This window comes from Alienimonas californiensis, assembly GCF_007743815.1.
Taxonomy (GTDB): Bacteria; Planctomycetota; Planctomycetia; order Planctomycetales; family Planctomycetaceae; genus Alienimonas; species Alienimonas californiensis.
Genome location: NZ_CP036265.1, coordinates 3,435,783 through 3,453,895, shown reverse-complemented (window position 1 = coordinate 3,453,895; position 18,113 = coordinate 3,435,783). Strand labels below are relative to the sequence as shown.

General features: G+C 69.4%; 20 protein-coding genes. 16 read left to right on the top strand and 4 right to left on the bottom strand.

The window, feature by feature from the left end; translation table 11 throughout:
- Positions 1 to 4: 4 nt before the first annotated feature.
- Positions 5 to 2,041 (bottom strand): DUF1549 domain-containing protein, encoded by a 2,037-nt coding sequence (locus CA12_RS22575; RefSeq protein ID WP_207621986.1) that lies wholly within the window; start codon positions 2,039 to 2,041, stop codon positions 5 to 7.
- A 148-nt stretch (positions 2,042 to 2,189) separates the two neighbouring features.
- Between CA12_RS22575 and CA12_RS13575 the strand changes: the two genes are divergently transcribed.
- Positions 2,190 to 3,389, top strand: coding sequence for an AraC family transcriptional regulator (locus CA12_RS13575; protein WP_145359530.1), 1,200 nt, complete (start codon positions 2,190 to 2,192; stop codon positions 3,387 to 3,389).
- A 647-nt stretch (positions 3,390 to 4,036) separates the two neighbouring features.
- Here CA12_RS13575 and CA12_RS13570 read toward each other — a convergent pair.
- Complete coding sequence (locus CA12_RS13570) at positions 4,037 to 4,264, bottom strand: hypothetical protein (RefSeq protein WP_145359527.1); 228 nt, start codon at positions 4,262 to 4,264, stop codon at positions 4,037 to 4,039.
- A gap of 722 nt (positions 4,265 to 4,986) precedes the next feature.
- Here CA12_RS13570 and CA12_RS13565 point away from each other — a divergent pair.
- The 3 genes from CA12_RS13565 (at position 4,987) to CA12_RS22150 (ending at position 5,987) form a co-directional block, all read left to right on the top strand.
- On the top strand, positions 4,987 to 5,391 hold the full coding sequence (locus tag CA12_RS13565) for a DUF1257 domain-containing protein (protein ID WP_207621985.1): 405 nt from the start codon (positions 4,987 to 4,989) through the stop codon (positions 5,389 to 5,391).
- Positions 5,391 to 5,585: a DUF2997 domain-containing protein gene (locus CA12_RS13560; RefSeq protein WP_145359525.1), complete on the top strand. Its 195-nt coding sequence runs from the start codon at positions 5,391 to 5,393 to the stop codon at positions 5,583 to 5,585. Before CA12_RS13565 ends, CA12_RS13560 begins: the two co-directional genes overlap by 1 nt.
- 231 nt (positions 5,586 to 5,816) lie before the next feature.
- The gene (locus CA12_RS22150) at positions 5,817 to 5,987 is read left to right on the top strand and encodes a hypothetical protein (RefSeq protein ID WP_165700752.1); all 171 of its coding nucleotides are present in this window, start codon (positions 5,817 to 5,819) and stop codon (positions 5,985 to 5,987) included.
- A 12-nt stretch (positions 5,988 to 5,999) separates the two neighbouring features.
- On the opposite strand, the gene CA12_RS23260 is transcribed toward CA12_RS22150, so the two are convergent.
- Positions 6,000 to 6,991, bottom strand: a protein-coding gene (locus CA12_RS23260; RefSeq protein WP_145357049.1) for an IS630 family transposase whose coding sequence is annotated in 2 segments (ribosomal slippage) — positions 6,000 to 6,608 and positions 6,611 to 6,991 — 990 coding nt in all. Because the reading frame shifts where the segments join, the coding sequence is not laid out codon by codon here.
- Between the two features lie 79 nt (positions 6,992 to 7,070).
- On the opposite strand from CA12_RS23260, the gene CA12_RS13550 reads away from it, so the two are divergent.
- The 5 genes from CA12_RS13550 (at position 7,071) to CA12_RS13530 (ending at position 10,133) form a co-directional block, all read left to right on the top strand.
- A complete protein-coding gene (locus tag CA12_RS13550; RefSeq protein ID WP_145359522.1) occupies positions 7,071 to 7,337 on the top strand; it encodes a hypothetical protein in 267 nt (88 codons plus the stop codon).
- Positions 7,334 to 7,594: a hypothetical protein gene (locus tag CA12_RS13545; protein WP_145359520.1), complete on the top strand. Its 261-nt coding sequence runs from the start codon at positions 7,334 to 7,336 to the stop codon at positions 7,592 to 7,594. The genes CA12_RS13550 and CA12_RS13545 overlap by 4 nt, the downstream gene beginning before the upstream one ends.
- Positions 7,595 to 7,802: 208 nt before the next feature.
- Positions 7,803 to 8,009 (top strand): hypothetical protein, encoded by a 207-nt coding sequence (locus CA12_RS13540; RefSeq protein WP_145359517.1) that lies wholly within the window; start codon positions 7,803 to 7,805, stop codon positions 8,007 to 8,009.
- 92 nt (positions 8,010 to 8,101) lie between these two features.
- The gene (locus tag CA12_RS13535) at positions 8,102 to 9,604 is read left to right on the top strand and encodes a hypothetical protein (protein WP_145359514.1); all 1,503 of its coding nucleotides are present in this window, start codon (positions 8,102 to 8,104) and stop codon (positions 9,602 to 9,604) included.
- A gap of 40 nt (positions 9,605 to 9,644) precedes the next feature.
- The gene (locus CA12_RS13530) at positions 9,645 to 10,133 is read left to right on the top strand and encodes a hypothetical protein (protein WP_145359513.1); all 489 of its coding nucleotides are present in this window, start codon (positions 9,645 to 9,647) and stop codon (positions 10,131 to 10,133) included.
- A gap of 220 nt (positions 10,134 to 10,353) precedes the next feature.
- Here CA12_RS13530 and CA12_RS13525 read toward each other — a convergent pair whose 3' ends face one another.
- Positions 10,354 to 11,607 (bottom strand): Gfo/Idh/MocA family protein, encoded by a 1,254-nt coding sequence (locus CA12_RS13525; protein WP_145359510.1) that lies wholly within the window; start codon positions 11,605 to 11,607, stop codon positions 10,354 to 10,356.
- Positions 11,608 to 12,918: 1,311 nt separating this feature from the next.
- Between CA12_RS13525 and CA12_RS13520 the strand changes: the two genes are divergently transcribed.
- From CA12_RS13520 to CA12_RS13495, 7 genes are all read left to right on the top strand, one after another.
- Positions 12,919 to 13,482: an RNA polymerase sigma factor gene (locus tag CA12_RS13520; protein ID WP_145359508.1), complete on the top strand. Its 564-nt coding sequence runs from the start codon at positions 12,919 to 12,921 to the stop codon at positions 13,480 to 13,482.
- A gap of 192 nt (positions 13,483 to 13,674) precedes the next feature.
- Positions 13,675 to 14,421: a heavy-metal-associated domain-containing protein gene (locus CA12_RS13515; protein ID WP_145359505.1), complete on the top strand. Its 747-nt coding sequence runs from the start codon at positions 13,675 to 13,677 to the stop codon at positions 14,419 to 14,421.
- Entirely contained in the window at positions 14,418 to 15,275 is an 858-nt protein-coding gene (locus CA12_RS13510; protein ID WP_145359503.1) for a hypothetical protein, read from the top strand. Before CA12_RS13515 ends, CA12_RS13510 begins: the two co-directional genes overlap by 4 nt.
- Before the next feature lie 212 nt (positions 15,276 to 15,487).
- A complete protein-coding gene (locus tag CA12_RS22560; protein WP_207621984.1) occupies positions 15,488 to 16,012 on the top strand; it encodes an MFS transporter in 525 nt (174 codons plus the stop codon).
- A 31-nt stretch (positions 16,013 to 16,043) separates the two neighbouring features.
- Positions 16,044 to 16,259: a hypothetical protein gene (locus CA12_RS22555; protein ID WP_207621983.1), complete on the top strand. Its 216-nt coding sequence runs from the start codon at positions 16,044 to 16,046 to the stop codon at positions 16,257 to 16,259.
- A 526-nt stretch (positions 16,260 to 16,785) separates the two neighbouring features.
- The gene (locus CA12_RS13500; RefSeq protein ID WP_165700751.1) at positions 16,786 to 17,115 is read left to right on the top strand and encodes a hypothetical protein; all 330 of its coding nucleotides are present in this window, start codon (positions 16,786 to 16,788) and stop codon (positions 17,113 to 17,115) included.
- A gap of 33 nt (positions 17,116 to 17,148) precedes the next feature.
- Positions 17,149 to 18,093, top strand: coding sequence for a dihydrodipicolinate synthase family protein (locus CA12_RS13495; RefSeq protein ID WP_145359497.1), 945 nt, complete (start codon positions 17,149 to 17,151; stop codon positions 18,091 to 18,093).
- Positions 18,094 to 18,113: the final 20 nt, after the last annotated feature.

Below are 18,113 nucleotides of genomic sequence, written 5' to 3'. Positions count from 1 at the left end.
GGTCCTAGCCGGTCCCGTCCATCGCCGCGATCGCGAGCTGCGACCGGAAGCGGATCTGTTCCCGCAGGGCGTCGCGTTCCTCCGTCCACGCCCGCACCAGGTCCGCGGCTTCGTCTTCAAGGAACCGCGCGGCCTCCGCCGCGTACATTTCGGCCCGGGAGGCCTCCCGATCGAGCCTCGCCCTCTGTTGGGGGGAGAGCCCCTGGGCGACCAGCGAGACCTCCAACTGTTCGCCCTCGGCCGGCGTGAATTCCAGGTGCAGGCGGTGGCCGACGTACCGCTTCAGGTCGAGGACGGTCCAGTCGTCGTTCGGCTTGATCTTCTGAATGGTCTCCCCGTGCAGCGGGCCGGCGACCATCCGGTGCGAGTCGACGCAGGCCACTACATGCCCGGCGCAGCGGACGCGGCAGGAGACCGTGCCGTCCGTCAACTCGAACGACGGCGTACGCAGCGTCCGGCCGGCGCGCGGCAGGGGCCGGAGCTTGTCGTTGTTACGTGTCGCCGGCTCCGAGATCGACTCCAACCCGTTCCAGATCGGGTCGCTGATCGCCGCGTCGGTCATGGCGACCCGCAGTTCCGGCTCGCCGTCGACCGACGTCCAGTACGGCTCGCCCGCCCGGCCCGGCCGGCTCCCGAACAGGTACCCCTTCTGACGGTACTCCCCCGCCGGCACGTCCCCGTAGTCCACGAGGATCGCGTCACGCAGCGCCCGATCCAAGGGACGCGGCCGCGGCGGGACGGGTCCGCGGTCGGCGAGCAGGTTAGACAGGCGGGACCGGTAGTCCGCCTCCACCCCCGCCAGCCGCTCCGCCACCCGGCCGTTGTGCTCCGAGGTCTCGAACCGCACCTGCCGGTAGTCGCTGCCCTGCAAAAACCCCGCGAACGCGTAGTAGTCCGCCGTCGAGATCGCGTCGAACTTGTGGTCGTGGCACCGCGCGCAGGAGACCGTCACCCCCAGGAACGTCTTCGACGCAACGTCGATCATATTGTCGAACCGCTCCGCCTCGTCCCCCAGTACGTCCACCGGCGAGTGCACCCAGTCCCCGAGGAACCAGAAGCCGGTCCCCAGCACCGACTCGTTGAGGCCGTCCTCCGGGTGCAGCCGGGGCTCCGCCAGCAGGTCCCCGGCCAAATGCTCCCGCACCAGCTGGTCGTGCGGCACGTCCGCGTTGAAAGCGCGGATGAGGTAGTCCCGGTACTGGTACGCGTTCGGGGCGTCGCTGTCGTTCTGCTGGCCGCGAGACTCCGCGTAGCGGACTAAATCGAGCCAATGGCGCCCCCAGCGTTCGCCGAAGTGCGGGGAGGCGAGCAGCTCGTCCACCAGCCGTTCCGTGGCCGCCGGCGAGTCGTCCGCCAGGTACGCCGCCCGCTGCCCGGCGGTGGGCAGCAGGCCCGTCAGGTCGAACGCCAGACGCCTCAGCAGCGCCGCCCGGTCCGCGTCCTCCGCCGGGGCCAGCCCCGCCCCCTCCAGCCCCGCCAGCACGAACCGGTCGAGGTCCGCCTGCGGCCAGTCCCCGTCCGCCACCGCCGGCGGCTCCGGCGGTTCCACCGGCCCCCAGGCCCAGTGTTCCGCTTTCCGGGCCTCCAGGTCAAACGCCGGCCGGGCCGCCCCCGCCTCCGGGGCCGCCTCCGCCGGCCAGGGGGCCCCCATCGCCACCCACCGCTCCAGCGTGGCGATCTCGCCCTCGGGCAGCTTGCCGGAGGGCGGCATGTCGTAGGCGTAGGACTCGTACCGCACCGCCTCGATCAGCAGGCTGGCCTCCGCGTCGCCGGGGACCAGGGCCGGGCCGGAGTCGCCCCCGGCCAGCAGCCCCGCCCGGCTGTCCACCGTCAGCCCCCCCATCGGCGACTCCGCCCCCGCGCTGTGGCAGGAGTAGCACCGCTCCGCCAGCAGCGGACGCACCTCCCGCTCGAAAGCCTCCAACTGCTCCGCCGTAGGCGCCCCGTCTGCCGCACCGTCCGCGGCGCCGGCGCCCGGGGCAAGTGCGCCGAACGACGCCGTGACGATGGCGAGGCAGAGCGAGTGAGCGGCAAGCGACAAAGGCGGGCCTTCATTCAAGGAAGGGAGGGGCGATCAACGCTAATAGTCAGGACCGCGAAGGGAACCCAACGGTATCCGTTGACGGGTCCGGGTCGAGGATAGAATGCGACGCGTCTTGAACGATTTGCGACACGCCTCGGACCCTCCCATGAAGCCCCGCCCCCGGGTCGCGCTCTTCGTCGAATCCTCTCGGTCGTACGGCCGGGACCTGCTTCGCGGGGCCGCGCTGTTCGCCCGGACGCGGACCAACTGGGCGTTGATTCACCACGAAATGACGCTGGACGCGGAACTCCCCCCGTGGCTGCGGGGGCCGGCGATCAACGGGGTGATCGCCCGCGTGTCGCAGCGCACGATCGGCCCGCTCCGCGAATTAAGCGTGCCGCTGGTCGACGTGTGGTGCCGGTTCGCTCACCCCGGGGTGCCGCAGGTCGAGACGGACGACGACGCCGTCGCCCGCCTGGCCTTCGAGCATCTGCGGGACCGGGGTTTCCGGCGCCTCGCGTTTTGTGGGTACGAACACGTCCACTATTCGGAAACGCGGCTGCGGCGCTTCCGGGCGTTGACCGAGGGCGCCGGCGTCCCGCTCTCGGTCTACCTCATGCCCAGCACACCGTCGGAGTCGGTCACGGCCGTGGAGCAGTCCGGGCTGTTCGACCTGGAGCCGCTCTCGCACTGGCTCCAATCATTGGAGCCGCCGACGGGACTATTCGCCTGCAACGACGTCCGCGGCCAACAGGTTTCGAACGCCTGCGCCGCGGCGGAGATCGCGGTCCCCGACGACCTCGGCGTGGTGGGGGTGGACGACGACGACGTGATCTGCCCGCTGTGCGACCCGCCGCTCTCCAGCGTGCGGCCCGACGCAGAGGGCGTCGGGTTCCGGGCCGCGGAAACGCTCTATGAGCTGATGACCGGGCCGGACGGAGCGGCACCCGGCTCGAGCGGCTCGGCTCCCGTGCGGTACGTTCCGCCCCAGACCGTCGTGGAACAGCTCTCCACCCAGGTCGCCGCCGTCGAGGATCGGGAACTTGCCCGCGTGTGCCGCTATATCCGCGACCACGCCTGCGACGGTATTAACGTGCAGGACGTCGCCGCGTTCTCCACGCTGTCCCGCCGCCAACTCGAACGGCGGTTCCGGGCGGAACTCGGCCGCACGCCCCGCGAGGAGATCACCGCGGCTCAGGTCACCCGCGTCAAACAACTCCTCTCTGAGACGACGATGACCCTCGAACGAATCAGCCCGCTCGCCGGTTACGAATATCAGGAGCGACTGGGGGCGGTGTTCAAACGGGAAACCGGCCTCACCCCCGGCGCCTACCGCCGCCAGGCGCAAAGCATCCCCGACCGCTGACGCCCGCCCGCCGGCTCGTCCTCTCGGACAACCCGTCTCTAACGGCCCGTACGGGCGCCCATTCCCACGCCCGCCGAGCCTGTTTCCGTCCCCGTGAGAGCGGGCGTCAACGCGGCCGCGAGCCGCAACCTGCGGCGCCCGCCGCCGGATTCGCTGCGAACCGCAATCTGACGGACAACCGCCCGCCGGCGGAGGCCCCCGACGCTTCGACGGCCCCCTGCCCCCCCGGCGCGAGGCCCACCCATTACAAGTGCCGGAGGTGGGACTCGAACCGACACTCGGGTTTCGTCGAAAAGGGTCTTTAATGCACCTCACACCGGCCTGTTAAACACTGCTATGACAGACCATCTCGAATCGTAAATCATTTGTCGCCAGCGAGATGAGGCGGGTTCAGTGTGGGGTGGCGTGGCGACAGGATGGCGTCCTGTGGCCCCACAGGGAGCCGATTATGAGGTACTTTCCAGAGGTGCCGCAACGAATTGGATCTCTCGATAACCGCATCCGGATCCGGGTGCGGCGGGTTGCCACGTTTTGGAACCGATGGAGCGGTGGGGACCGGAGTCTCACCGCCGGCCGAATGCACGCCGGCGTTCAGACGTTCGCGACAATCGACAGCACTGCCTCGGGGCGGGGCAAATGCGGGAACGCTATCTCTCTCCGAGAAACACCTTCCTGCGGTGCCACCGCAGGCAGTTCGGGTCCGGCCAGTGTGCCTCGACGTTCGGCAGGCGGACCCGCAGCCCGGCGTAATCCGCCAACGCCCGCTGGTCCGGAGCCGCCTCCCGAAAGTGCCGATCGTTCGCGATCAGCACGGTCAGGTCGTCGTTCAGCGACCACAGCCCGTTGTCGCACAGCCAGTGAGGCAGCTTCGACAACGCGATGTCGCACTGCGGTGCGACGCCGCGGAACACCCGCCGGTCCCTCTTCGCAGTCGGAAGACCCCATGCCCGACCCGCCGCCCGCAGCGACCTCTCGACTGCCCCTGACACCCCTGACAGTCCAGTCGCTCGCCTTCGCCTAGCCCGCTCTACTTCAGGCCCCTGCGTGAACGACCTGTTCCCGACCCTCGTAGCGGAGCCGCGGGATCACGTTTTCTGCCGGCGTTCCTAAACGGCGACTGATCCTGCGGCACTGTGCGGCGACCCGCCGGCGTTATCTCGCCGGCCCATCACGAATGGAGCGTCGCCCATGCCCCTCCCGCCGGCGCCCGCGGCCCTGCCGTCGTGGGCGGCCGGGCCGTGGCCCGACGGCCTCGCCGCCGTCGCGGCCCTGACCGCGGTCGCGGCGGCGGCCTCCGCGGCCGCGGCCTGGACCGTCCGGTCGCCGTCGGATCGGCCGCCCCCCCGGCCCTCGCCGGTCGCTCCGTCCCGACCCCGGGCGCCGGCGCCTCCGGCCGGACGTCCCCCCGCACGCCCGTCCGTGCGGCCGTCCCGGCGCCCGCGGTCCCGGCTCCCCGCCGGCCTGACCGTCCCGGCCCTGCCGCCGGCGGTCCGTCGCCGGCCGCTACGGCCGCTCGCCCCGCCCCGCCGGCCCCGACCGGGTCGCCGCGGGCAGTCCCTTTTCCCCGTTGTCCCCCGATCGAAAGGAGGCTCCGCCCGTGAGCCACGTCGTCACCATCGAGACGAAGCTGAGAGACCCGGCGGCGTTGTCCGCCGCCTGCGAGCGGCTCGGCCTGCCCGAGCCGCGAACCGAAACCGTCAAGTTCTTCGACGGCGCCGAACAAAGCGGCCTCGCGGTGCGACCGCCAGGGTTCGTGTACCCCGTGCTGATCGGAGAAGAAGGCGCTGTCCGCTGCGACACCGACGAGGGCCGCTGGGGCGACAACGCCTTCCTCGGCCGCCTGAAGCAGGCCTACGCCCTGGAAGCCGCCAAGCTGCAGGCCAAAGCCCGCGGCCACCGGATCAGCGAGACCTCGCTGCCCGACGGCGGCGTGCGGCTGACCGTCACCGCCGGCACCGCCGGCTTCGGCACGACCGGCAACGCGTACGGGGGACTCGCCTGATGAACCCCCACATCGAGGTCACCGTCACGCCCGAGGGCGAGACCAGCGTCGAGACCAAGGGCTTCGCCGGCACGGTCTGCAAGGCGGCGTCGAAGCCGTATGAGGAGGTCCTCGGCAGCAAGAGCGCCGAGCGGCTGACGCCGGAGTATCACGCAGCCGAGCAGGTCGCCCAGCCCGCCGAGCATCGGGCCTGACGCCTGCCGGTCGGCAATGAATTCCTTCACAACGCTAACCCCTCAGAAAGGAGGCGCCGATGCCGCACTCTCGAAGCCCCCGCGGGCGACCACGGCGGGCGTCGCAGCGACGCAGTCGACGCACCGACCGGCTGAACTTTGGCCCCCGCAGGTCGTCCCGCCGGTCGGGAACCACGTCCGGCCGGGGGCGTACCAAGTCCCAGCCCCGAGAAAGCTCCGGCGAGTGCATCGGTGCGTCGACCGGCGGCCCCTGCCAGTCCGCCCGCCAATTTCGTTAACCGGCTGGAGGAGCTGGTCGCCGCCGCCTACCCCGGCGTGCTGGCGGTCAGCCCGGAGCCGAGGGAGGTCCTCCGGGACCTCGCCGGCCTCTGCCGCCGGCGGGGCTGGGCGCTGGCCGCCTAGAGCAGTCCGCGATCAGGCGTAGCGTGTATAGCCGCAGTGGCGGAGATAGTTCCGGCACTCGGACGGCGGGAAGCGGTCGAGCAGTTCGCCGATGCGGCGCCACAGCCCCTCGACCGTCCGCTCGCCCGCGGCCCGGATCAGACGCTTGAGCTTGCTGAACAGCAGTTCGATCGGGTTCAGGTCGGGGCTGTACGGCGGCAGGTACCGCGCCTTCGCACCGACGGCCCGGATCGCCTCCGCCACGCCCGCCACCTTGTGGGCGGCGAGGTTGTCCATCACCACCACGTCGCCGCGGCGCAGAATCGGCGCCAGATGTTGCCGGACCCACGCCAGAAACAGCGGCCCGTCGATCGCCCCGTCGACGACCAACGGGGCGACCGGGCCGTCGGCCCGCAACCCGCATAAAAACGTCGTGGTGCGCCAGTGGCCGTGCGGCACGGACGCCAGCAGCCGGCGTCCCCGCGGCGCCCACCCCCGGGTCGGGGTCATGTTCGTCTTGGCCCACGTCTCGTCCAGAAAGACCAGCCGCCCGGCCCGGAAGCCGCCGCGGGCCCGCCGCCAACGCCTCCGGGCGTCGGCGACGTCGGGGCGGGTTTGCTCGCAGGCGATCAGCGTCTTTTTTTATAGCGGAAACCGAGCCGGCGGAGTTCTCGTCGCAGCGTCTCCGCCGAGCAATTCAGCTTCAGATCGGCCTTCAGCTGCCGCACGGTGCGATCGGTCTCGGCGTTCATCGCGGCGACGATCTCCGCCTCCCGGCCCGCCAGCGCCCGCGTCCGTCCCGGCGCGGTCCGGGCGGCGGGGACCTCGTCCGTGCCGCTCTCCCGCCGCCGCTGGACCAGCCGCCGCACCCAGGCGGGACTGACGGCGAAACGGTCGGCCACGACCCTCGTCGGCTCGCCGGCGTCGCGGGCGGTCAGCACGCGTTCTCTCAGATCCTCCGAATACGCACGCACCGACTCGACTCCGTGAGCGGGATGGACGCCGGCATTTTGCCGTCGCCCCATCCGCTACGCCACACCTGGGTTTGCTCTAGTCGAACACCTCCGCGAACGGCTGTCCGGCAGCGAGAACGGCGGTCCCCGGGTGTTCCGGGACTCCGCCGTGGAGAACCTCACGGAGTTCTTCCAGAGGTTCCGTCGCCTGAACGTCGGCGGCAACGAGGAGCTGGACGCCGTCGTCGCCGAGGCCAAGGGCCTGATGCGGGGCGTGGACCCCGCGGACCTGCGGGCCAGCACCGGCGTCGGCTGGCTGCAGGACCGCGTCTGCGAGGGACTGACCGGCGTGGCCGAGGCCCTCGACCCGCTGCTGACCGACGCCCCCCGCCGCCGGGTGCTGCGGTCGCCCCGATGAGCGGCGCCGTCCAGGAACTGTTCGTCTCGCCGGACGGCACGGCGAAAGGCCTCTACGGCGAACTGATCGACGCCGGCGCGATCGGCGCCGCCTCCACCATCCGGGCCAGCCATATCGAGCCCGCCGACGGCGGCGGATGGACGGCCGACCTCTCCCCCAGCGGCGGTCCCGTCCTCGGGCCGTTCCCGCTGCGGAGCGAGGCCTTGGCCGCGGAAGCCGACTGGCTCGTCCGCAACCGGCTCACGCCGCCCGGCTGAGCGCCCGGCGGCGACGACGCCCGCCGCCTCCCCCCGGAAGCGGCGGGTTCGGGCGACCCGCGCCCCGACAGGCTGACCCATGCCCCCACGGGCTGACCCACGCCCCAACGGGGTTTCGCTTCCACCTCCCCCCGAAGCGGCGGACCGGCCCAGCGCCCGTTCGCCGCTTTCTCTTTTCCCCCTCCCACTGCACGAACAGGAGCTTCCCATGCCCCAGCACGAACTGAACCGCCGCATCGCCGCCGCCACCGGCGAGAGCGTCGGCGCCATCGCCCGGCTGGGCTTCCAGATCGACGGCCCGCCGTCGTTCACCCACTACGACGACGACCTCGGTCCCATCGACTGGGACGCCGAGCAGGCCAGTCGTCGCAGCGATCTGACCCGCTGCGGCAAAGGCCGCGTCACCTTCCACTGAATCGGCCGCGACGCCCACGACCGGCGGCGGGCTAAACCCCGTCGCCGGCCTTTTCTCTCACCCCATTCATCCTGAACACGAAGGGCCGCCCCATGCCTCCGATCATCCTGCCCCGGCGGACGCTGCACCGCTTCCGCACGGTGGCCAAGAAACACCTCGGGCTGAAGGCCCGCGACCAAGGCCCACCGGTTCGCATCGACGCCGACGCCGACGCCGAAGGCGGAACCCGCCTCACCGCCGTCGGCCCCGACGGTCGTGGTGTCAGCCTGCTGCTCCCCGGCGATCGCCCGCCCGCCGGGCTGGTCCTGCCGTACGCCCTGCTGGCCGACGCCGGCGCAGCGAAGGGCGGCGACGTGCACTTGTCTGAGGCTGACGGCGATGCCGTGGTCGCCAACTGGGACGAGAAGGGCGTGCCCCGCAGCGTCCGCGGCGCCCTGGAAAAGCAGGCTCGGGATCGGGCCGCGAGCTTCGCTCCGCCGGCCGTGGAGGAGTATCACGACCCGGGTCCCGGCTTCGCCGCGGCGCTGCGGCCCGCCTGCGAGGTGACGGACGCCGAGTCGACCCGCTACGCCCTAGGCTGCGTCCGCCTCGACCCGCACGCCGGCCGGATCGAGGCAACCGACAGTCATCACCTGCTGATCGCCCGCGGCTTCACGTTCAGCTTCGACAAGCCGATTCTGCTGCCGGCCCCGCACGTGCTCTCCACGGCCTCGCTGCGGGGCGAGGAGGCGCTGGTCGCGTTCCTGCCCGGCGGGAAGTCTGCGGGGCTGGCCGTGCTGCAATGCGGTGACTGGTCAATCTGGTCGCCCGAGGCCCGCGACGCCCGGTTCCCGGACCTGGACCGCGTCGTGCCCGGCGGCGAGGGCAAGGCGAGCGTGATGCTGTCCGCGGCCGACGCGGCGTTCCTCGCCGATCGGCTGGACCGCCTGCCGGGCGCCGGCGCCGACCGGCGCTCGGTCACGCTCGAGATCGCCGACGACACGTTGCTGATCCGGGCCGCCGAGGAGGGCGGTGCCCCGGTGGAACTGACGACGGCCGATTCCGACGTCCGCGGCGCCGCAATCTGCGTGGCGGATCGTCGGTTCGTCGCTCGAGCCCTGTCCGCCGGCTGCACGCAGTGGGTGCTGAACGGGCCGGAGGAACCGGTCCGCTGTGACGCCCCCGCCGGCGATGGCCAGCCCGGAACCACGGTGGTCTTCGCCACGCTGGCCGGGGATCCCGTGCCCGCGGACGGAGCCGTGCGGCTGACCGCGGAGGGTCCGGCGTCCGCCGTCCCCGCGACAACTGTCACCCCCATGAAACGCCCTGCCACGCAGATGCCCGCGAACCGCCTGAACGGCTCCCCCGCCGAGCCCACCGCGACCAACGGCCACGCCGCCAACGGTCACGCCGCCAACGGCCACGCCGCCAACGGCCACGCCGCCGCCGATCCCGAGGCCTTGCTGGACCGGGCGACCGCCCTGCAGGCGACGCTGGCCGACGCCGCCGCGGAGGCGAAGGGGCTGGCCGCGGACCTCCGCAGGCTGAAGCGGCGGGACCGGCTGGTCTCCAGCGCCCTCGGCAGTCTCAAGCGGCTGGGCTCGCTCACCGCGTAGCCGGCCGCTCCTTCATCCACATCCCGAACGGAGCGAATCGATGTTGAAGTTGAACGCGGGCTTGTCCCGCAAAGTGGGCCTGCCCGCCTACGGCTCCAAGGGAGCGATGGTGAACGTCGAGGTCGAGCTGTCCGCGGACCTGTTGAAGGACCACGAACGCCTGCGGCGCCAGGTCCGCGGGATCTTCGGCGTGATCCGCGAAACGGTCGACGCCGAACTGGGCGTTAAGCCCGGCGGAAGCGGCGATGACTCGCAGGAGGAACGCTGGCGGCCGGTGAACGGTCCACGCGGAAGCAACGGCAGCTCGGCCCGCAACGGGTCTACGACCAACGGCTCGATGACGAACGGCCGTGGGTCATTGCCCTGCACCGAGAAGCAGGTGCGGGCGTTGCACGCCTTCAGCCGCAAGGCGGGCGTAGAGTTGACGGAGGAACTCCGGCGGCGGTTCGGCCTCACAACGGCGGAGGAACTGAGCCGCCGGCAGGCGAGCGAGGCGATCGACCGGCTGAAGGAGCGTGTTGAACAGTGATTTGAAAGATTGCCGCTTGATCCCTCCCCGTCCAGGTTCGGGCGGGGCGGGATCATTTTGTTAGCCCCCCGGACGGATCGGTCACGTCGAAGGCCTCCGACGACTGCCCGAGGACGCGACTTCGACTGCGGGTAAAAAGCGTGATTGACGCGACGGACTGAACTCGCGACGGGGTCTGCGTCAGGAGCGACGCGTTACCGGCCTATCCCCGGATCGGTATTTATAAGTCATACTGCGGGATCTTCATCCACTCGCCGTACCTGAGTGCGGATTTATGGGCGATCGTGCCGGCGAGGGTCATGTTCAGGGCGTCGCCGATATCCACGATCGGCTTTCGATCGAGCAGAATCGACTCGATAAAATCATTGGTCAACCTCCCGTGAGAACCGCCGTGCCCGCCGCCGCCGACGCCGGGCGGGAGAGGCGGGCGGCTGCCGTCGACGTTCTCATCATGAGTCTTCTCGCCGTAAACGCGCCCCTGCTCCCCGTGGGCGTTCTTCATGTCCCAGCTCACTCCCATGCGCGAGATGCCGCCCTCGCTCGTCTTCAGCATGGCGATCTCCGTGCCGAAAGAGTTCCGATACTGGTTGGCCCCGTCCTTGAAGACCGGATAGTAGCTCTCAGTCCCGAGACCGGACGCCTCCGTGAACCGGCCTCCGGTCACGGAAACGTAGTAGGCCGTGGCGTGCGTCGGATACCACATCGGCGGCAACGCGCGGCGCCATCCATGCTGGTCGATGTTGCCGGTCTTCGGATTGTAACTTTCGAGGGCGCCGACGCCGTCGTGCCAATACTCCCCTTCCGAATAGATGATCTTCCCGAGGGCTCCGGATTGGTATTGCATCCTTTTCGCGTAGAGATCCTCATGGAACGTCGAGGTTTCGTTCATCATGTATTTCAAGCCGCTCCTCTTGACGGACTTGAACAATCTTTCCGCTTCGTCCTCCGCCTCAAACCCGAAAACAGCGGGAACGGCGGAGCACACATGCTTGCCGTGATCGAGCGCCATGATCGCCAGACGTGCGTGGCTCGGGGCGTCGGTGGCGATGAAGACGGCTTCGACGCTCTTGTCCCTGATCATTTCTTCGCAGGACGGATAGGTCTTCCTGGCGCCGACCGCCTTGGCCAGTTCGGCGCACCGCCCGGGATCGAGATCGGTCGCGGCCACCACCTCGACGTTGGGATGGTTCTGGTAGAAGAACGCCGCTCCGAACTTACAGAGGCCGTATCCGGCGATCCCCACCTTCACCCTGCGATCGGAGTAAGGCTGCCAGTCCTTCGGAGCGACCGACTCCTCCCCAGTTGTCTCGAAGCCGGGAATGACCTTTCCGTCCGCATCCGTCGGCGCCTCCTGAACTCCCCTCGCAGACGCTCGACTCATTCCGCAGACCGCGCCCGCCACGCCGAGCATCCCTCCAAATTCACGCCGAGTGATCGCCGCTCGGCGGGCGTCATCCTTTATGATGTGCTTCATATTTCCGGTTTCTTGGTCAACTCGTGTTTCTCCGACACTCCGCAAGAAAACGCTCGCACGTTATCATGCGTCGAGTGGGGATCGGGAAGCGTGAAGTCAGCCGGGCTGACCATGCCCCGGCCGCCGCGGTTCAAAACGAGGGGGATGCCGTTGTCGTCCGCACGTCCTTGTGCCCAAGGAGGTTCCTGCACGGTGCGGGTGGGTTCCCCGCTTCGATCCGGGGGACGGCGAAGCTGTGCCAGAACGTGGGGGTCGGCGGCGGCGGGGGGGACGGCTGGCATCTGCGACGGCTTTCTCAGACACGGTGAGGCGCGCTGGCTTCCGCGTCAACGCGTTGCGGCGCGGCCCTAATCGTCCGCTCACGGGTCGGGCGGCGAGGCTCCGGAACGAGTCGTGCCGATCGGAGCTTCTCGGAGCCGAGACGGCCGGACCTCGCGCCGTCGGGGGCGTCAGGGGGGATACGGCAACTCCTTGGAGCAGGAACACGACGGCGCCCTCCCCGAGAGGCGGGTTCGACGTCTCCTCGCCGCCGGCGCGGGAGGAAGAGGAATGAGTGCGGTCTACTCCCTGACGCCCCTGACGCCTCGCCGAGCTTGAACTGCGGTGGCTGTTCGGCCGGAACACTACCGCGGAGCTGAGCCGCCCGCAGGCGAGCGAGGCGGACAGATGTCTGTCTAGTTCGTCAAAGAATTGCCGGCGGGGCGCCCGCCGGAGGCGGCGGCCCCGTCCATAATTATGGAAAGGAGGAAGCGGGCTTCCTCGACAACGGACGGATTCTTTCGGTCGCGACCGGAAGCCGGCTTCCGGTCGCCCAGGGGGACGCGGGCGACCTCCGCGTTGCGGCCGGGCCCGCCCCGGCCCTGCCGCACCCGCTCGTTGAGTCCGGCGGCGATTGACTGCTCGAGGGCCCATGTGCACGGTTCCGGGGCTCTGGCCGATCCGCTCCGCGATCCACGCCAGCGACGCCCGAGCGATTCCGTCCGCCCCGCACCGGGTGGGTCGAACGGCGTCGGCCACGCGACAAAGGGCTGCGGCGGTTCGCGCTGTCGATCGCGGAGGAGCTGTCCCGAGGGGAGGCGAGCGAGACGATCGACGGGCTGAAGGAGCGGGCCGGAAGCTGACTCTGATTCCATGCCCCACGGTCCCGTTCCGCCCGGGTTCGGGCGGGGCGGGATCTTTTCCTTAGGACTCGGCAGAAACCCCTCCTCCCCGCCGACCCAGCTCCCGTCACCGCAGGGTTACGAGCGAAGGGACATGCCGCAGAGGGAGCTGGTATAACGTGCTGTCGACCCCAGTGGACGAGGACGGAAGATGAGCCCAGACGAACCCAATCAGGCATCGGACGTCGTCGCGCGGCTTCTCGCGAATCATCGGCGATTCCTCGACTTTCTCACGGCTCGCGTCGGCAGACGCGAAGACGCCGAGGAGATTCTCCAGGACGCGTTCGTGCGGGGATTGGACAAGGCCGGCGAAATCCGCGACGACGAACGCGCCGTCGCGTGGTTCTACCGGCTACTGCGCAACGCCGTCGTGGACCACTACCGCCGCGCCGCCGCCGGCCGGAAGGCGTTCGAGGCCCGAGCCCGCGAGGCGTCCGGGACCGACGCCGGGTTCGAGGACGACCTGGAGCGGGTCGTCTGCGAATGCGTCAACGACCTCATCCCCCTGCTCAAGCCGGAGTATTCCGACCTCATCCGTCGCGTCGACCTCGACGGGGACGACGTCGGCTTCGCCGCGGAGGCGATCGGGATCTCGCCCGGGAACGCCCGTGTGCGACTTCACCGGGCGCGGGCCGCGCTCCGAAACGAGTTGCAGCGCAGTTGCCGCACCTGCGCCGCCCACGGGTGCTTCGACTGCACCTGCTCGCGCCGCTGATCGACCCGTTTTCAGCCGCCCTCTCGGCTCACTTCGTCGTTTCAGTCGACCCGAGGTGTAACGCGCGACTCGGTCGTGCGTCTGCACAGGTGAATGGCTCGGCCGCCGCCGTGGCGGGCCGCAGGCCGCCGGGTTCGCCCGCACCTTTCACCAACACGCCGGGCGGCTCACGCCCGTCGAGGAGCCTACGCGATGAAGACGACGAAACAGTTCAGAACGAATTTGCGCTGCGGCAGCTGCGTCGCGACCGTGGAGCCCTATTTGAATCGCACGCTGGGGGTCGATCGGTGGAAGATCGACGTCGCGTCCGCCGACAAGACGCTGACGGTCGACGGCGACGCCTCGACTGAGTCCGTTAAGGACGCGGTGGCTCAGGCCGGATACCAAATCCTCGGCGAGATCGCCGCGCCGTCTGCGCCGGCAGTTGCCGAGCGACCCGCTGACGCCCCGACCGCGACGACCTACTTCCCGCTGCTCCTGCTCGTCGCGTTTCTGGTGGGGGTGGTGGCTCTGGTCGAGGTGCGCGTCGGCGACTTTGACTGGGGCCGGGCCATGGGGAACTTCATGGGGGCGTTCTTCCTCGCCTTCGCGTTCTTCAAACTGCTCGACCTGCGGGGATTTGCGGACAACTACGGCAGCTATGACGTCGTGGCTCGGCGGGTTCCCGCCTACGGGTACGTCTATCCGTTTATCGAATTGGCGCTCGGGGCGGCGTACGTCACCGGATTTCAGCCGGCGGCGACGAACTTCGCAACGCTCGTGGTGATGTCGGTCAGCAGCGTCGGCGTGATCCAAAGTCTATTAAATAAGCGGAAGATCCGCTGCGCGTGCCTGGGCACCGTGTTTAACCTCCCGATGTCCACAGTGACCCTGGTCGAGGACGGGCTGATGGTCGCCATGGCGGCGTTCGCGCTGATCGCCGGAGGACATTCATTATGAAACCGCTCATCATGAAACCGCTCATTATGAAACCGCTCATTACGCTTGGAATCGTCTCTACGACTTTCGGCTGTACCTCCGAACCCAAGGAGAACGTGAACGACCACGGGCATCGTCAAGGGCTTCATCAAGAACATCATCACGGCGGACATGAACGTTCGCACGGCTCTCCGGCCGCGGCGGAGCTGATCGTGGCGACCGAGCCGGCGGAACCGGTGGCGGGTCTCCCCGTCACGCTCAAGCTGATGATTCATTCGGCCGACGGCACGATGGTGAAGGATCTCGACATCGTCCACGAGGAGAAGGTTCATCTCGTCATCGTGCGGGACGGGCTCGACCGCTTCGCCCATATTCACCCGTCAGTCGACGCAGAGGGGCGCTTAACGATCACCCACACCTTCCCTGTCGGCGGACGGTACCGCCTGTTCGCCGACTACGCGCCGACGGGCGGCGGGCACGCCACGGCCCTCGGATCCGTCTTCGTTGCCGGAGACGCCCCGCCCGCCCCGTCCCTCGTTCCCAATGTGCCGGGCGACGTGGAAGCGGACGGCCTCCGGACGTCCGTCTCCGCCGAGCCGCTGAAAGCCGGGCAAGCGACGCGGGTCGCCTTCGCGCTCGCAGACGAGAACGACGGTTCCGCCCAGTTGGAGCCCTTCATGGGCGCGCTGGGGCACCTGATGTTTGTCAGCGCCGCGGGGGAATACGTCCACGTCCACCCTGTGCTCGAAGACGCGACCGCCGGCAAAGTCGAGTTCGAGGCTCATTTCCCGGAGCCGGGCCTCTACAAGGGCTGGGGTCAGTTCAAACAGGATGGACAGGTTCGCGTCATTCCGTTCGTGGTGGACGTGCGCTGAGGCCTCGCCGGGAAAACAGAGGCCGACGCACTGCGGCTCCCCGCGAACCGGGGGGCTGCAATATTCACGATCCCGCCACAGCATTAAATAGTCTTTATCAGACAGGCTTTTGTTTGAGCACAATCGAAATCTCGCAGGCGGACCGGTCCACGACTTTCAAGAGCGGTCACGTGCTGGGCCTGTCCTGAGTCGTGATCGCGACGGCGCAACTTATGCTCGTTTTGGACGACACCATTGCGAATATCGCTCTGCCAAGCATTCAACGCGACTTGACGGTTTTAACGTCGGCCCTGCCGTGGATCATCAACGCGTACGTTCTGGTCTTCGGCGCCCTGCTGCTGTTCGGCGGTCGGCTCGGCGACCTCTTCGGTCGGCGGCGGGTGTTGCGAATTGGCCTTGCCGTATTCACGGCCGCATCGCTGCTGGGCGGTCTCGTCCTGAACGGAGGGATGTCGATCGCCGCCCGGAGCCTGCGAGGTCTCGGGGCGGCGCTGGTCGCGCCGAACGTGTTGGCGCTGATCGCCACCACCTTTCCTGTGGGCAAGACGCGCAACTCGGCTATGGCCGTCTACGCGGCAATGTCCGCCGTGGGCAGACCGTCGGAATCCTGCTCAGGGGCTTCCTGGGGGGACGCTGGGCTGGCGGTGGGCGTTCCTCATCAACGTTCCGATCGGCCTGGCGGCGCTCGCCGGCGCCCGGGCCCTGGTCGAGGGGCGGCGGCGCCCTGGCGGGCTTAATGCGTTGGACGCGATTGGCGGAACCGGCGCGATGATCGCACTCGCCTACGGGATCACGAGGGCCGGCGAGCACGGGTGGAGCGACGCCGTGACGGTGACCGCGTTCGGCTTCGCCGCCCTTCTGATGATCGTGTTCCTTTGGCTCCAGGCTCGCCGCGAACCCCCGATGCTGCCGCTCGGGCTGTTCAGAGCGATCGCAATCGGTCGAGATCCTACGCGGCCGTGCGGATCATCGGCGGCGGGCTGATGGCTTGGCGTCCCGATCAGGCGGAACGGCGTTCAAGTGCGTCCCGCCTCCGGCAAAGCTGGGAAGCGTCGCCCGCCCGGGCGCGGGTGGCGACGCATCCGCCGGCGACTTCTCGGACCTACGTGCGGGCGTCGGCGGCTTCGGGGGCCCCGGCGACGGTGACGCCACGAAACATGCTGCCGGCCGTTCGGCCTCAGCGACCCACGGGGCGGGATCGTCAGGGGGTCCGATCGCCCGTCCGCCCGGTCCCGCCGGACGCAGGCCGGAAAGAAGCAGCGTGCGAGATCGTGTCCATCGCGGCGATCAGTCGGTCTCCGTAGGTTGGCGTCACGGTGTCCGGTTCCTTCGGTCCGGGTTCGCGGCGTGCTGGCTGGCACAAACCCGCAACCCTACGGCGGGACCGAACCCGTTTCAGGTTCGAGCCTTACGACAATGCGGCCCGCACATTCGCTCACGGCGTAGGGTGGCGGTGAACTCGCGGCCGTCCTCGAGCCCGGAGTACGACTTCGTCGGCCCCGTTCGCCACGTGGCTGTTGGTCAGGATCGGTCCGGACATATTGATCGCGACGCCGCAGTCTTGCTGCACGCGGTCCGGCGTGCGCATGCGGCGGCGGGGCTGGTTCGCCTCCGGGGCCTGCTGCTGGCGGAAGAACTCTTGCAGGCGGGGGTCATTGCCGGAAAAGCGCCGCATCGTCTCCTCATCCATCCGGCCGAACGGGCTTTCATCCCGCCGAGCGGGCTTTGCCCCCCCGAGCCGGATCCGGCGACTTTACGTTTGGTGCCGGCGACGCGGGCCTCGATCGACACGATGCCGGGCATCACCCGCCCGGCGACGCTGCGGAAGACGGAAGAATAGACAGCGTCGGCCGGTGCGGCCACACTCGCGGACATGCTGACGAACTTCGATGCCGCCCACCTCGCACGCTCCGTCATCGCGGTGCCGCCGCTGGCCCGTGATGCCGACCTGAATGTCGCAGACGCTCCGAACCGTGCCCTGATCCGGCACATCGAAGCGGGCGGCGTGCGGTCGCTGCTCTACGGTGGTAACGCGAACTTCTACAACGTGTCGCTGGGCGAGTACGCGGGCCTGCTCGACTTCCTCGCCGACGCCGCCGGGTCGGACACGCTCGTGATCCCCTCGGCCGGGCCGGATTACGGCAAGCTGCGGGACCAGATCCCGGCGCTCCGCGACTCCGACTTCCCGACCGTCATGGTGCTGCCGCTGAAGTTCCCCGCGACCCGCGACGGGGTGCGGACGGGCGTGCGGCGATTCGCGGAGGCGCTGGGCCGGCCGATCGTGCTGTACCTCAAGGACGAAGATTACCTGACGCCCGCGGGGGCGGCGTCGCTGGTCGACGACGGACTCGTGGCCTTCGTGAAATACGCCGTCGTCCGGGCGGATCCCGCCGACGACCCGTACCTGAGCGACCTGCTGGACCGCGTGGACCCGCGCCTCGTGGTCAGCGGGATGGGCGAGCGGCCGGCGGTGGTGCACGTGCGGGACTTCGGCCTCGCCGGGTTCACCTCCGGCTCGGTTTGCGTGGGACCGCGCGGGTCGCAGCGAATGCTGGAGGCGCTGCGGGACGGCGACTTCGCCGCCGCCGAATCGCTGCGTGAACGCTACCTGCCGCTGGAGGATCTGCGGGACGGGCACTCCCCTATCCGCGTGCTGCACGACGCCGTCACGCTCACGGGGATCGCCGACACGGGGCCGATGCTCCCCCTGCTGAGTAACCTCCCCGACGAACTGCGGGCGCCGGTCCGCGAGGCCGCGGCGGCATTGCTCGCGGTCGACGCCGACCCGACAGTCGCTGCCGACGCGGCGACGCGATGATCGGGCCGGATTCGCCGGCC

What these genes read in the sequence shown, in the direction of transcription:
- CA12_RS13575 (WP_145359530.1), top strand. Translation starts at nt 2,190, where the DNA reads ATGAAGCCCCGCCCCCGGGTCGCGCTCTTCGTCGAATCCTCTCGGTCG.
- CA12_RS13560 (WP_145359525.1), top strand. Translation starts at nt 5,391, where the DNA reads ATGAACCCCCACATCGAGGTCACCGTCACGCCCGAGGGCGAGACCAGC.
- CA12_RS13545 (WP_145359520.1), top strand. Translation starts at nt 7,334, where the DNA reads ATGAGCGGCGCCGTCCAGGAACTGTTCGTCTCGCCGGACGGCACGGCG.
- CA12_RS13540 (WP_145359517.1), top strand. Translation starts at nt 7,803, where the DNA reads ATGCCCCAGCACGAACTGAACCGCCGCATCGCCGCCGCCACCGGCGAG.
- CA12_RS13535 (WP_145359514.1), top strand. Translation starts at nt 8,102, where the DNA reads ATGCCTCCGATCATCCTGCCCCGGCGGACGCTGCACCGCTTCCGCACG.
- CA12_RS13530 (WP_145359513.1), top strand. Translation starts at nt 9,645, where the DNA reads ATGTTGAAGTTGAACGCGGGCTTGTCCCGCAAAGTGGGCCTGCCCGCC.
- CA12_RS13525 (WP_145359510.1), bottom strand. Translation starts at nt 11,607, where the DNA reads ATGAAGCACATCATAAAGGATGACGCCCGCCGAGCGGCGATCACTCGG.
- CA12_RS13520 (WP_145359508.1), top strand. Translation starts at nt 12,919, where the DNA reads ATGAGCCCAGACGAACCCAATCAGGCATCGGACGTCGTCGCGCGGCTT.
- CA12_RS13515 (WP_145359505.1), top strand. Translation starts at nt 13,675, where the DNA reads ATGAAGACGACGAAACAGTTCAGAACGAATTTGCGCTGCGGCAGCTGC.
- CA12_RS13510 (WP_145359503.1), top strand. Translation starts at nt 14,418, where the DNA reads ATGAAACCGCTCATCATGAAACCGCTCATTATGAAACCGCTCATTACG.
- CA12_RS22560 (WP_207621984.1), top strand. Translation starts at nt 15,488, where the DNA reads ATGCTCGTTTTGGACGACACCATTGCGAATATCGCTCTGCCAAGCATT.
- CA12_RS22555 (WP_207621983.1), top strand. Translation starts at nt 16,044, where the DNA reads ATGATCGCACTCGCCTACGGGATCACGAGGGCCGGCGAGCACGGGTGG.
- CA12_RS13495 (WP_145359497.1), top strand. Translation starts at nt 17,149, where the DNA reads ATGCTGACGAACTTCGATGCCGCCCACCTCGCACGCTCCGTCATCGCG.